The sequence below is a fragment of the Kineosporia rhizophila genome, from assembly GCF_021277265.1.
GTDB classification, from domain to species: Bacteria; Actinomycetota; Actinomycetes; order Actinomycetales; family Kineosporiaceae; genus Kineosporia; species Kineosporia rhizophila.
The window spans coordinates 62354-74994 of sequence record NZ_JAJSOH010000015.1; the positions used below are offsets into that span (position 1 = coordinate 62354).

Here is a 12641-nt window from a genome sequence, read left to right on the forward strand (position 1 = left end):
TTCAGCGCTGCAGGGTGAGCAGCCCAGGGCGGTAGGGCAGGCGGCCGTAGTCGCCGCCGGAGTTGGGGGAGCGGCCCTGGTACAGCAGCTGCAGGTTGCACGGGTCGACCGTCATGGTCTGGTCGGCGCTGGTGCGGATCAGCTCACCGTGGCTGATGTCGTCGGTCCAGGTGGCGCCGCTGTTGGCCTTGCCCGCGAAGGGGTTGCTCTCGGTGGCGGCCTGCGGGGCCCAGCTGCCGTTCAGGCTGGTGGCGGTGAAGGAGCGGAAGTAGCGCCGGTTGTTGGTGCCGACCGCCTCGACGATCATCAGGTACTGGTTCTGCCCCTGGACCTTGTACACCTGGGGGGCCTCGAACAGGTTGTTCTTGGTGTCGCTCATGACCACGGTGGAGCTGGAGCCGAAGCTGCCGGGGAAGTTCCCGATCGGCATGGCGGCCCGGTAGATCTTGCCGTTGTCGCCGGCGAAGAACAGGTACATGTTCGAGCCGTCACCGATGATGGTCTGGTCGATCGGGCCGGTGCCGGAGTCGGTGATGTTGCCGGTGAAGAGGGTCTGGGCGGCCGACCAGCCGTTGGCGTTGGTGGGGTCGGAGGAGGTTCGGTACGAGAACTTGGTCGGGCCCCACTGGTAGGTGAGCACCCAGATCTTCTTCGGCGCGAAGTAGAACAGCGAGGGAGCGACCGTGGCCGAGTTCATCGGGGTCTGGGTGGCGGTGGCCAGGTCGGAGAACTTCGAGACGGGGCTGAAGGCCATCGAACCCCACTTGTCCCCGTTGTCGTGGGTGGTGGCGTAGACCAGCTGCTTGCCGTTGTAGGGGGCGGTGGTGAAGTCCTTCAGCGAGGCCCAGCCGGACTTCGGGTTGGCCAGTGATCCCGTCGAGGTCCAGCGGTACGTCGACGGGAGCGTGCACCCGGCCGTAGGGCTCGTGGTGACGGGGGTCGTGGTGGCGCCGACGCGGGCGAGCTGCCACTGCTGGTTGGCGGCGTTGGTGTCGGCGGCCTGCACGACGTCGGCGCCGTCGGTCTTGGCCGAACCCTTGACCTCCAGGGCCTTGGCGCTGTCGCGGTTGATCAGCTGGATGTGGCCGTCGATGTTCTCGATGCGGAACTGCTGGTTGGCGCCGTTGCGGTCGCCCCACTGCACGATCTGGGCGCCGTCGTTCTTGGACCAGTTGTAGACGTCCAGAACCTTGCCCGACAGGCGGGACTTCAGCCGGTAGTACCCGTCGCCGGAGGCGACGAACTGCCACTGCTGCTGGGTACCGTCGTTACGGGCCCACTGGGCGATCCGGGCCCCGTCGTCGGTGGCGAGGTTGTACACGTCCAGGGCCTTGCCGCTGTTGCGGTTGAGCAGGACGTAGGACGCGTTGGTGTCGATCGCCGACGACTCGCCACCCGTGTTGCCGCCAGTGTTCCCGCCGGTGCTGGTACCGGTGTTGAGGGCGTTCAGCACCGAGGTGTAGGCGGCCTTCTTGTTGCCGGAGTTGTCGAACAGCAGCGGGTTCTCCCCGGTGCGCCAGGAGTCGCTGTCACGCACACCCCACACGGTGATGCCCGTGCACCGGGAGATCGCCAGGCACGCCTTGGTCACGGCGCCGTAGGTGCCGGCCTGGTTGGAGCCCTGGGCCACGTCGAGTTCGGTGATCTGCACGTCCACACCGGCGTCGGCGAAGCGCTGCAGGTTGGCCTGGTAGTCGCCGGGCATGCTGGTGCCCAGGTGCGACTGGAAGCCGACGCAGTCGATCGGCACCCCGCGGGCCTTGAAGTCCTTGACCATGTTCAGGACGGCCGTGGACTTCGGGTTGATGCTGTCGGTGTTGTAGTCGTTGTAGCAGAGCTTGGCGGCGGGGTCGGCGGCCCGGGCGGCGCGGAACGCGGCCTCGATCCAGTCGTTGCCGGTGCGCTGCAGGTTGGAGTCGCGGCGGGCGCCGCTGCCACCGTCGGCGAAGGCCTCGTTGACCACGTCCCAGGCGTAGATCTTGCCCTTGTAGTGGGTGGCGACCTGGGTGACGTGGTTGATCGCGGCGCTGCGCAGGGCACTGCCGGACATCGACTGCGCCCAGCCGGGCTCCTGGGAGTGCCAGAGCAGGGCGTGGCCCCGGACCTTGGCCCCCATGGCGACGCCCTTGTTCAGGATCTGGTCGCCCCGGGTGTAGTTGAACGAGCCGCGCGAGGGCTCGGTGGCGTCCCACTTCATCTCGTTCTCGGCCGTGAGGGAGGTGAACTCCGTGGTCACGATCCGGTTGTACGTGGAGTCACTCAGCCGGCCACCGGCGACGGCGACGCCGAAATAGCGGCCCTTGGCGGTTGCCGAGGCGCCGAGCGTGGTGGCCGCCTCGGCCGGCGCGGCGACGGCGAGGGTCACCCCGCCCAGAAGAGCGGCGGCTGCGGTGGCCACACAGGCCTTCCACCAATGGACGCGTGGGGTCCGGTCGGTTGGGACGGTGACGGTCATGAGTTGGGTGCCTCTCGGAGCTGAAAAGGGTCGGCGGTCGACGACCTACGGGGCGGCGCGGGTCACTCGAAGGACAAGAATTAACCTGGGCCAAAGGGATCCGGATGCAATGGTCCCCTTTGCGGTCCGGGTCCGGATCGGCGTAATTCAATGCTGGCAGAGCCCTTTCGCCCAGACAAGCGCGCTCATGATCAGAAGATCGCTCCTCGTGACATCATGCCTGATCAGAGTGGGTGCGAAGTGTTTATACACATGCCTGAGAAAAGGTTTCCGGCAGGTGGTCCGGCGTATCGAGTTCGCGGCGGCGACCAGTCGCAGGTATTCGAGATAACAACTTCTCGAAAGAATTTTTGGGCTGGGTGCCCGTCCGGTCGTCCATTTTTCTTGCTCTTGAGTTCAGCAATTCTTGACTAAGAGAATGTCGGTGCCGGTACGGACACGGCGGTGGAAAGAATGTGCTGAGTTCTTGTTATACGGCCGCTCCCGCAGTGGTCGCAAGGCGTCCGGTGACCACCGCGGCTTGACTCCACCAACGCCCTCGTTCAGAGTCAGTTCCCCACCGGCGCGCGGCCCGGCCGCTCCGACCGACAGCGACATGGAAATGCAGACCAGCCACCCTGATGAGACCGCCCGGGTCGTCGCGGCCCAGGCCGGCGACCGACGAGCCCTGGAAGCGCTGCTCGACGCGCGACTGCCGTTCGTCTACACCATCGTTCGACGGGCCCTGAGCGGCAGCCCCGAGGTCGACGACGTCGTTCAGGAAACGATGCTGCGGGCCCTGCGGGAACTGCCCAGGCTGAACCATCCGGAAAGCTTCCGGGCCTGGCTGGCCGCGATCACCATCCGCCAGATCAGCACGCATCAGCATCGCTGGAGCAGGCAGACGGCCCGCACCGCGGCCCTGGACGAAGTGCCCCAGGATGAAGCGGCGCTGGCCGTGCAGTTCGAGGATGCCACGGTGCTCAATCTCCAGGTGGCCGATCAGCGTGGTCAGCTGGTGCGGGCCCGGCAGTGGCTCAACCCTGACGACCAGACCCTGCTGTCGCTGTGGTGGCTCGAAGCCACCGGCCAGCTCACCCGGGCCGACCTGGCCACCGCCTTGGGCGTGAGCATCGCGCACGCCACCGTGCGCGTTCAGCGCATGCATGCCCAGCTCGAACTGACCCGCAGCCTCACCGCGGCCGTCGAGAACCGGCCCCGCTGCTCCGACCTCGAACGTGTCCTGCACAAGTGGGACGGCAGGCCCCAGCCGGTCTGGCGCAAACGCATCCTGCGGCACACCCGCACCTGCCCCACCTGCCTGGGCGCGGCGAACGGCCTGATCGCTCCGGAAGGTCTGCTGGTGGGCCTGGCCCTGCTCCCGGTTCCGGCCGCTCTGGCCACGAGCATGCTCGGGAAGTTCTCCGCGGGCACGGCCACCACCGCCACCGCTGCGGGGGGCAAGGCCGGCCTCACCGCACACGTTCTCCAGATGGCTGCCGCGCATCCGGTCTCGGTTGTGCTCCTGACCGGCTCGGTCGTCACCGGCGCCGCTGTCGCGACCACGAACTGGCCGGACTTCTCCCCGATGCCCCCCACGCCCCCTGTCGTGGTCACCGACCCGGTGCCGACGCCGTCCCCAGCGAGCACGACCCCCCGCGCCCGGCTGGCGGCACCGGTCGCCACGAGCGCGCCCACCAGCGCAACCACCAGCGCAACCGTGTCTGCGGGCCGGCTGAGCCTGGGGCCGGTCTCGCTGGAACCGGTCAACATGGGTGGCTTCTACGCCTCGACCAGCGAGACCGGCGCCATCATCGACGAAGTCGGGCCCACGAGCGCGAAAAGTGCTCGCGCGCGGGCCACCTTCGAGGTGGTCGCGGGTCTGTCCGACCCGACCTGCTTCTCCTTCCGCCTGGCCGACGGTGACTACTTACGTCATTCGTCGTGGCGGTTGCGCAGTGCCCCGGACCCGGGGACCGCTCTGTTCAGGGGTGACGCCACCTTCTGTGCCATCGCCGGGTCGACGGCGGACTCGGTCTCCTTCGAGGCCGCCAACTATCCGGGCTGGTTCCTGCGGCACCGTGACCTGCAGCTGTGGGTGGACCAGGACGACGGGTCCGAGCAGTTCCACGCCGACCGTTCGTTCCGGGTGCGGGACCCGCTGAGCTGATCCAGACCGGGCGATCTCAGGGTGCCGGGACGCGCACCTTCTCCAGAAGACGCACGAGGCTGGCGCGACTGATCGGTTTGGTCAGGTAGTCGTCCATGCCGGCCTCCAGACATTCGTCCTTCTGGTCCTCCCCGGCGGCGGTGAGCGCAACGATGAACACGTCGCGGGTGCGGGGGTTCTCGCGCAGGGCCCGGCTGGTCTGCAGCCCGTCCATGCGCGGCATGTGCCGGTCCAGGAAGATGAGGTCGAAGTGGCCGTCCTGGGCGATGGCGAGTGCTTCGGCCCCGTCGCCGGCGGTGGTCACCTCGGTGCCGAGCTGGCCGAGATAGGCGCTCGCGACCCGGCGGCCGATGTCGTCGTCATCGACCAGCAGGACTCGCGGCGTGTGTGGGTTCGCGGACGAGATCCCCGAGCTCTGCGTCTGTGGTGGGACCAGCGGGAGCTGAGGGGCGGCGCTCTGGGCCGGCTCGCTCGTCGTCGGGGAGATCGCCGTCACCGGCAGGTCGATGGTGAAGGTGGTGCCGCCGGGCTGGCTGCTGGCCACCTCGATGGTGGCGCCCATGAGCTCGCAGAGCTGGCGGCACAGGGCCAGACCCAGGCCGGTGCCGCCGTGGGTGGCCCCGGCCGCACCCTGCTGGAAAGGACGGAACAGGTTCGGGAGTTCCTGCGCGCTGATGCCCGGTCCGGTGTCGGCGACGACGAAGCGCAGGTGCTCGGGCCGGGGGACGTCCAGGGTGAAGCTCACCCCTCCGGTGGAGGTGAACTTCACCGCGTTGGCCAGCAGGTTCAGCAGGATCTGACGCAGGCGGTCAGGGTCGGCCTCGACCTGGGCGGGAACGCCTCCGCCGATCACCAGGTCCACGCTCAGGTTCTTCACGTACGCGGATCCCCGCACACTGTCGGCCACTTCATGGGCCAGGTGCGCCGGATCGATGGGCCGCGGCCGGAGGGTCGTTTCCTTGGCCTCGCCCTTACTGAGGTCGAGGATGTCGTTGAGCAGGGCGATCAGGGTGCGGGCACTGGCCAGCGCGATGCGGGCCCGTTCGTGCTGTTCGGCACTGAGTTCGTCGTTCAGGAGCAGCTCGAGCATCCCGTGAACGCCGTTCAGGGGTGTGCGGATCTCGTGGCTGACGGTGGCCAGGAACGCGGATTTGGCGCGGGTCGCATGTTCGGCCGCGTCCCTGGCCTTGGCCAGCTCCCGGGCCTGCTGACGCAGAACGCTCACGTCCGTCATGGCCACCACCGCACCCACGACGCCCAGCGTCTCGCCGTGCAGGGTGCGCCCCGCCGAGCGCACCGTGATGGCGGGCCGGCCGGCGGGTGCGATGACCATCAGGGCATCGCTGACGTAGCCTTCGTGCAGCGCCCGGTTCAGCGGAATGTCCTCGGCCGGCAGCGGGGTCACGCCGTCCTCGGCGAACAGGCTGTACTTGTCGGCCCACTGCTCCGGGTCCAGGCTGGAATCGGCGTCCAGGCCGTGCATCTGGCGGGCGGCCCCGTTGAACAGCGTCAGCCTGCCCTGCCGGTCGCAGGCGACGACCCCCACGTCGATGGTGTCCAGGACGGCACTGACCAGCGCCTCACGCTGCTCGGCGTCCTCGGCGAGCTGCTGGGACTCCCGGGAGACGCGGGCGAACTCGAACAGGGTCACGACCTGGTCGGCCAGATCGACCAGGGCGGCGCGCTGGGTCTCGCTGAGTTGCCCCGGTTCGGAGGAGAAGACGCACAATGTTCCGAGGACCCGTCCGTCCGGCAGCAGCAATGGCGCTGAGGCGTACAGACGTACTTGTGCCAGCACCCCGTTCACCCAGGGGTTGTTCTGGAAAGCCGGTTCGAGCTGGGCATTCGGCGTGTAGCGCAGATTCGGGTCGTAAATGGCCCGAGCGCACATGGAGTCGCCCAGATCGGAGCGGCCGCCGTCGAAACCGATTGAGCCGACCTGGTGCTGGAAGCATCCGCCCAGCAGGTTCACCACCGCCGAGGGCGTACCACACACGGCAGCCGCCACCCGGGTGATGGCCCGCAGTTGCTCCTGCGGAGCCTCCTCGGGCAGTTCGTACTCGGCCAGGAGCGCGTCCTCGCCAGAAATCTCGGCCTTCTGTGCCCCGACCTCCGCATCCGCCACCTCGCGAGTATCGGGCGTTCATCGTGCTCTCTGAAGTGCGGACCGGGATCGAATTGTCAGCCCTGGGGCGGAAGCGCCGCCATTGCGGTCTCGGCGATCGCCTGCAGGTCCTCAAGGGTGCCGCCGTCCCGCGCACAGCCTGACATGCCGCGCAGGATCGCCACGAGGAACGAGGCCAGGCGGCCGGTCGGGGTGTCGGGCGGAAGGTCGCCGTCCTTCACACCGCGCTCCAGCCGGCTCACGAGCCGCTTATACAGCTCCTCGCGCTGGGCGGCGAGCCGTGGCTCGGTCAGCATCAGGCAACCGGGAGGCGTTTGGACGTCGGTGTGGGCGTGGGCGGTGTCGTCGAGTATGCGCCGGATGCTTTCGCGCGCAGTGGGCAGTTCGGCCGCCTGGTCGAGTCCCTCGCACGTGCGCCGGAAGTACTCGGCCGAGGCTTCCTCGAACAGACGCTGCTTGTCCCCGAACGCCGCGTAGAGGCTCGGCGGCGACACGCCCATGGCCGCGGTCAGCGTGGCGATCGACGTCGCGTCGTACCCCTCGCGCCAGAACTGTTCGACGGCAGCCGCCAGGGCTGCGTCTCGATCGAAGCTTCGGGGTCGGCCGGCCATGCACCCATCATAACGTAGTGATCGCTATGGAATGTGGTAGCGTCCCTGACATCAATAGTGATCGCTACAGAATGGAACTGCCGTGGAGCTGAAGGACGCAGTCGTGCTCGTCACCGGAGCGAACCGGGGCATCGGTGCCGAGTTCGTGAGGCTCCTGAAGGAGCGCGGAGCCGGCAAGATCTACGCCGCCGCCCGGGACGAGAGCTCCATCCAGGCCGACGGCGTCGAGCCGATCAGGCTCGACATCACCGACCGCGGCCAGATCGAGGCTGCGGCTCGCCGCGCCGGTGACGTGCAGGTCCTGATCAACAACGCCGGCATCTCCACGGGTACGTCGCTGATCGGGGGAGAAGAAGAGGCCGTGCGGCGGGAGATGGACACCAACTTCTACGGTGCGCTGCTGCTGACCCGTGCCTTCGCACCGATCCTCAAGACCAACGGCGGCGGCGCCATCCTCAACGTCGTCTCCGCCCTGTCCTGGTTCACCCTTCCCGGAGCCGGCGCCTACGCGGCGTCGAAAGCCGCAGCGTGGAGCCTGACCGACAACGCGCGCCTCGAACTCGCACCCCAGGGCACGCACGTGGTCGGCGTGTACATGGGCCTGGTCGACACGGACATGAGCAAGGGCCTGGAGGCGCCGAAGGTCCCGGTGGCCGACCTGGCGGGCGCGGGCCTGGATGCGATCGAGTCGGGTACCCAGGAGGTGCTGGCCGACGACTGGGCCAAGTTCGTGAAGTCGGGGCTGCCGCTCGACCCGAAGGAGCGGTACGAGAAGATCTTCGCCGCTCTCAGCGGGAGCTGAGTGAACCTCTCCACCGCCTCACCCGTGCAAGGGGGTGAAGGCCATGCGGAGGTCGTCGTGAAAGCAGTTCACCCTGGCGTTGGATCCGGATCATCTGCTGCGTTCCTTCCTCGGGGTACTCGTGCCCCGGACCCGGGCGTTCACCGACAATCCCTCAGCGGCCGACCTGGATGCGCTCACCCGTTACGTCGAGCAGCAGCAGATCCGTCCGGTCCTGAGCGAGGTGCTGGCCATGCACGAGGTGGTGCGGGCGCACGAACTCGTCGAACGGGGTGGCATACGTGGGCGCCTGATCCTGGACCTGAGTAAGGCCTGAGCGGGCGAGGGTGCTCACACCTGCGTCCTCTGACGGAACAACCCGACTCCGAACACGCACACTCCCGCGGCCCTGGCCCGCCCTCACCACGGTCATCGAGGCTCTCGCGAATCCGGGGAGGGTTTCGTCAGCATCTGCGATCTTGCTTACGCTGGCGAAACCCCGCCGTCGTTAGCTTCCCTGGCCATGAGCAGACGGATACAGATCATCGTGCTGGGCGGCCTGGCCATGGTCATGGCTGTGGGGTGGGCGCTGGTCAGTACCGGTCCCGCAGCCGCGGTCATCGGCAGTACCGAAGCTCGGCAGCCCTATTCGTTCATGGCGTCGGTTCAGTACGACTCGCCCCGCAGCGACGGGCACCGGTGCGGTGGTGTGTTGATCGCCCCGCAGTGGGTGCTCACGGCCGGGCACTGTGCCAACACCCCGACCGGAGCCACGGTGGCAGCGCCGCGCGGCTGGAAGGTGCGCGTCGGATCGCTGAACACCGACACCGGCAGCGAGCTCGTCGAGGTGGACAAGTTCTACGACGCCACAACCGGTACGACCTGGCCGGGGAGGACCTGGCGCTGCTGCACCTGAAGCGCGCAGTGAAGGAGAAACCGGTGACGCTGTCCACCGCTACCCCGGCGGACGGAACTGCTGTGCGGATCCTGGGCTGGGGTGCCACTTCGCCGGACTGCTTCGGCGAGTTCAACGACCGGACATGCTTTCCCAGCAAGCTGCACCAGGCCGACACCCTGGTCCAGCCCCTGGCCCAGTGCTGGGACGACGACGGCAGCACCCTGCCGCTGTACATCGGCAGCAGCGAACCGGCCGTCGGGGTAGGCAACATGGACTCCGGCGGCCCCGCCCTGATGCACGTCGACGGCGACTGGGTCCTGGCCGGCACAGTGATCGGCCCCGGCATCCGGGGCGCTGACCTGCCGGTCATGTACACCGACGTCTCCAAGAACCACGACTGGGTCAGTGGCATCGCCAACGGCACGAATGTGCCTGCCGACAGCGTCATCCCGAACATGGAGGGCGCGGCCCAGGTCGGCGACTGCCGCGGGGCTGTGGTGCGCACCCGCACCGCGCGGCCGCAGGACAAGGCCCTGGTGCTGACCAACGGCCACTGCGTGGCGGGCTCACGGCCGGCGCGGGGCAAGGCCCTGGTCGATCGGCCCGCCGGACTGGACACGCCGGTCGTCATCGCCGACCCCGCCGGATACCCCCAGGCCGGCGCCCGGGCCGAGCGCTTGGTGTATGCGACCATGACCGGCACCGACGTGGCCCTGTACCGGCTGGACAAGACCTACGCCCGGCTCAGCACCGAGGGGGCGAAGGTTTTCGACCTGACCACCCGCCCGCTGCGGGCCGGCGACTCCTTCGCGTTCCTGAACCAGAAGGCCCGTCCCACCTGCTCGGTCGAGGCCGTGGTGCCGCACCTGCGGGAAGCCGGCTGGCAGCAGGACAAGGCGGTGCGCTACACCCTCGGCGAGGCCTGCACCAGCAGGCCCGGTGACTCCGGCTCGCCGCTGGTGTCCCTGGACGGAAGCACTGTGCTGGGGATCAACAACACGCACAACGACAGTGGTGAGCGCTGCACCGAAAGCAACCCGTGCGAGGTGGGTCCCGGTGGGGCCATCACGGTTCGTGAGGGCCGCAGCTACGGTCAGCAGGCGCACCAGATCGCGGAGTGTCTGAACAAGTTCTCGGCGCTGGACCTGAAGCGGGCGGGGTGCGCGCTGACTGCGCGCCGTTGAGATGTCCCGGGGCGGTGGCTGCGCCGAACCTTTCGGGTGGCCACCCGCCCTGGGGTCAGTCCTGCAGCAGAGTGCGCAACGTGCGGCGCAGCTGGCCGGCCGCATTCGGATCAAGGCCGGTCAGGAAGGAGTTCTCGGCCTGTGTGTACGCCGTCCACGCGGCGTCGAAGGTTTTCAGGCCTTCTGGCGTCAGCTCGACGACGTTGCGCCGGCGGTCGGTCGGGTCGGGCCTGCGCGTCACCACGCCCTTGCGTTCCAGGGCGTCCAGCAGCGACACCATCGTCGTCCGGTCGATGCTGAGCGTCTGCGCCACCTGCAGCTGTGACTTCGGCTCCTGGTGGGCCAGGACGCGCAGGGCTCCGAGGTCTTTGCTGTCGATCCCGAAGGGCTCCAGCGCGGCATCCGTGGCGGTGGTGAGCTTCGCAGTGACGTGCTTGAGCAGATACGCCAGGACGTCGTGCGGATCGGCGGTCGGGTGGGCTTCGCTGGACATGACCCGGATTCTACGCCTAACCTGATCGTCAGTAACACTGACGATCAGGAATCAAGCGAAAGGCATCATCATGATCCTCGTGACCGGCGGCCTCGGCTTCATCGGCTCCCACACCGTCCGCGCCCTCACCGACGCCGGTGAGGAGTGCGTCCTGCTGCAGCGCCGCAGTCCCGCCCTGCCCGAGCACCTGGCCGGCCTGCCCGTGCACACCGTCCAGGCCGACGTCTCCGACCTCGAGGCCCTGCTCGCGGTGGGCCAGAAGTACCCGATCACCGGGATCGTGCACCTGGCCGTCTCGCTGCCGTGGGTGAACGGCGGGGCCGACCCGATCGACTCCTTCGGTCAGTCTCTGGAGTCGTTCCTCAACATCGTGCGGGCCGCGCAGGCCTGGGGGGTGCGCCGGGTGGTCACCGCCAGCACCATCGGCGTCTACATGGGCACCCCGGGCGAGGGGGCTCTCACCGAGGACAAGCCGCTGTCGCTGGAGTTCACCCACGCCATCCCGACCTTCAAGAAGATCACCGAGCTGGTCGCCGGGCACCTCTCGAACACGACCGACGTGCAGATCGTCAACGCCCGGATCTCCGGGACCTGGGGCCCCGGCGGCCATCTGCCCGACCCCTTCTTCGCCGCCCCGTCCCTGGTCCAGGGCGCCGCCCTGCGCCGTGAGCCCGACCTGAGCGGCCTCGCCCGTCCCGCCCGTGCCGAGGACTCCCTCGACCTGATGTACGTCAAGGACACCGGCCGCGCCCTGGCCCTGCTTCAGTTGGCCGAAGAACTGCACCATTCCACCTACAATGTCGCCTCCGGTCGCGCCACGAGCAACACCGAGGTCATCGCCGCGATCCGCGCGGCCGAGCCCGCATTCGACGCCGAACTTCCCTCAGCCGGCCCGCAGCCGACCGCCTGGCTGGACATCACACGCCTGCGCCAGGACACCGGCTTCGAGCCGGAGTACGACACCGAAGCCGCTGCAGCCGACTACATCTCCTGGCTGCGGGCGGGCAACGCGAGGTGACGCACTACTCGTCGCGCCAGGAGTGCTCCGGCTCGTAACCCAGCACGCGACGTGCCTTGTCGATGCTCAGCAGGGTCTCGTGCTCGCCCAGCTCCTTGCGGATCTCCACGTCCGGGAAGACCTCGGCCATCAGCGAGGCGCTGGAGCGGGACATCACCGTGTCGGCATTGGCGATCACGAACACCTCGCGTCCCGGGGTGCGGTACTCCAGCGAGCGCCGGACGGCCTGGGCCCCGTCGCGGGCGTCGATGTAGCCCCACAGGTTCCACCTGCGCAGCTGCGGGTCGGCGTCGAAAGCCGGGAAGGCGGCGTAGTCCTCGGGGTACATGACGTTGGAGAACCGCAGGCCGGTCATCGACAGTTCGGGGTCCCAGCGGCAGAACTGCGTGGCCATCTCCTCCTCCAGCGTCTTGACCAGTGAATAGGTCGACTCCGGGCGGGGGTGGTACTCCTCGTCGACGGGCGCGTACGGGGGAGGGGTGTCGAAGGGCAGGCCGAGCACGGTCTCGCTGGAGGCCCACACCACCTTGCGGACGCCCGCGGCCCGGCACGCGTTGAAGACGTTCCAGGTCGCGGGGGCATTGTTGGCGAACGTGGCCGAGTTCGGGATCAGGCCGGGGGCGGGGACCGCGGCCAGGTGGACAACGGCCTCGGGACGGGGGCCGCGCTCGTCGACGGCACCGGAGACGATCTCCAGCACCTGCCCGTAGTCGGTCAGGTCGGCGCGCAGCGAATCCCCGCTCCAGCCCGGAACACTCACCCGGTCCACGGCCAGGACGTCCCACCCATGGGCGGCCAGGTCGGTGATGACAGCCCGGCCGAGCTTGCCGGCGGCTCCGGTGACGACGACGCGTTGGGACATGTTGCTAGACGGTAGTGCCAGGGAGCCTGCTGTGCCCGCCGGCCGGGAAGATCATCCGCGTTCGA

General features: G+C 68.5%; 11 protein-coding genes. 6 read left to right on the forward strand and 5 right to left on the reverse strand.

Annotated elements, in window-relative coordinates; all coding sequences use genetic code 11:
• Position 1: 1 nt before the first annotated feature.
• On the reverse strand, positions 2 to 2398 hold the full coding sequence (locus LWF15_RS20865) for a non-reducing end alpha-L-arabinofuranosidase family hydrolase (RefSeq protein WP_232812555.1): 2397 nt from the start codon (positions 2396 to 2398) through the stop codon (positions 2 to 4).
• 652 nt (positions 2399 to 3050) lie between these two features.
• Between LWF15_RS20865 and LWF15_RS20870 the strand changes: the two genes are divergently transcribed.
• Positions 3051 to 4604: a sigma-70 family RNA polymerase sigma factor gene (locus LWF15_RS20870; protein WP_232812556.1), complete on the forward strand. Its 1554-nt coding sequence runs from the start codon at positions 3051 to 3053 to the stop codon at positions 4602 to 4604.
• A gap of 16 nt (positions 4605 to 4620) precedes the next feature.
• Here the strand turns inward: LWF15_RS20870 and LWF15_RS20875 are convergent, their stop codons facing one another.
• Together LWF15_RS20875 and LWF15_RS20880 are read right to left on the reverse strand one after the other, a co-directional pair.
• Positions 4621 to 6729 carry a hybrid sensor histidine kinase/response regulator gene (locus LWF15_RS20875; RefSeq protein ID WP_232812557.1) on the reverse strand — a complete coding sequence of 703 codons (2109 nt, stop codon included), beginning with the start codon at positions 6727 to 6729 and terminating at the stop codon, positions 4621 to 4623.
• A 56-nt stretch (positions 6730 to 6785) separates the two neighbouring features.
• Positions 6786 to 7340 carry a TetR/AcrR family transcriptional regulator gene (locus tag LWF15_RS20880; protein ID WP_232812558.1) on the reverse strand — a complete coding sequence of 185 codons (555 nt, stop codon included), beginning with the start codon at positions 7338 to 7340 and terminating at the stop codon, positions 6786 to 6788.
• 82 nt (positions 7341 to 7422) lie between these two features.
• Here LWF15_RS20880 and LWF15_RS20885 point away from each other — a divergent pair, with 82 nt between their 5' ends.
• The 4 genes from LWF15_RS20885 to LWF15_RS36665 all read left to right on the forward strand — a co-directional run bounded on the left by LWF15_RS20885 (position 7423) and on the right by LWF15_RS36665 (position 10203).
• Positions 7423 to 8142, forward strand: a complete 720-nt coding sequence (locus tag LWF15_RS20885; protein WP_232812559.1) for an SDR family oxidoreductase — start codon at positions 7423 to 7425, stop codon at positions 8140 to 8142.
• A 79-nt stretch (positions 8143 to 8221) separates the two neighbouring features.
• Positions 8222 to 8458 (forward strand): zinc-binding dehydrogenase, encoded by a 237-nt coding sequence (locus tag LWF15_RS20890; protein ID WP_232812560.1) that lies wholly within the window; start codon positions 8222 to 8224, stop codon positions 8456 to 8458.
• 186 nt (positions 8459 to 8644) lie between these two features.
• On the forward strand, positions 8645 to 9037 hold the full coding sequence (locus tag LWF15_RS36660) for a trypsin-like serine protease (RefSeq protein WP_269810558.1): 393 nt from the start codon (positions 8645 to 8647) through the stop codon (positions 9035 to 9037).
• Positions 9004 to 10203 (forward strand): trypsin-like serine protease, encoded by a 1200-nt coding sequence (locus LWF15_RS36665; RefSeq protein WP_269810579.1) that lies wholly within the window; start codon positions 9004 to 9006, stop codon positions 10201 to 10203. Before LWF15_RS36660 ends, LWF15_RS36665 begins: the two co-directional genes overlap by 34 nt.
• 55 nt (positions 10204 to 10258) lie before the next feature.
• On the opposite strand, the gene LWF15_RS20905 is transcribed toward LWF15_RS36665, so the two are convergent.
• Positions 10259 to 10696 (reverse strand): MarR family winged helix-turn-helix transcriptional regulator, encoded by a 438-nt coding sequence (locus tag LWF15_RS20905; RefSeq protein ID WP_232812561.1) that lies wholly within the window; start codon positions 10694 to 10696, stop codon positions 10259 to 10261.
• A gap of 70 nt (positions 10697 to 10766) precedes the next feature.
• On the opposite strand from LWF15_RS20905, the gene LWF15_RS20910 reads away from it, so the two are divergent.
• On the forward strand, positions 10767 to 11714 hold the full coding sequence (locus tag LWF15_RS20910; protein ID WP_232812562.1) for an NAD-dependent epimerase/dehydratase family protein: 948 nt from the start codon (positions 10767 to 10769) through the stop codon (positions 11712 to 11714).
• 4 nt (positions 11715 to 11718) lie between these two features.
• On the opposite strand, the gene LWF15_RS20915 is transcribed toward LWF15_RS20910, so the two are convergent.
• On the reverse strand, positions 11719 to 12576 hold the full coding sequence (locus LWF15_RS20915; RefSeq protein ID WP_232812563.1) for an NAD-dependent epimerase/dehydratase family protein: 858 nt from the start codon (positions 12574 to 12576) through the stop codon (positions 11719 to 11721).
• Positions 12577 to 12641 lie beyond the last annotated feature (65 nt).

Coding starts and splice junctions, on each gene's coding strand:
- LWF15_RS20905 (WP_232812561.1), bottom strand. CDS start 10,696: ATGTCCAGCGAAGCCCACCCGACCGCCGATCCGCACGACGTCCTGGCG.
- LWF15_RS20910 (WP_232812562.1), top strand. CDS start 10,767: ATGATCCTCGTGACCGGCGGCCTCGGCTTCATCGGCTCCCACACCGTC.
- LWF15_RS20880 (WP_232812558.1), bottom strand. CDS start 7,340: ATGGCCGGCCGACCCCGAAGCTTCGATCGAGACGCAGCCCTGGCGGCT.
- LWF15_RS36660 (WP_269810558.1), top strand. CDS start 8,645: ATGAGCAGACGGATACAGATCATCGTGCTGGGCGGCCTGGCCATGGTC.
- LWF15_RS20870 (WP_232812556.1), top strand. CDS start 3,051: ATGGAAATGCAGACCAGCCACCCTGATGAGACCGCCCGGGTCGTCGCG.
- LWF15_RS20915 (WP_232812563.1), bottom strand. CDS start 12,576: ATGTCCCAACGCGTCGTCGTCACCGGAGCCGCCGGCAAGCTCGGCCGG.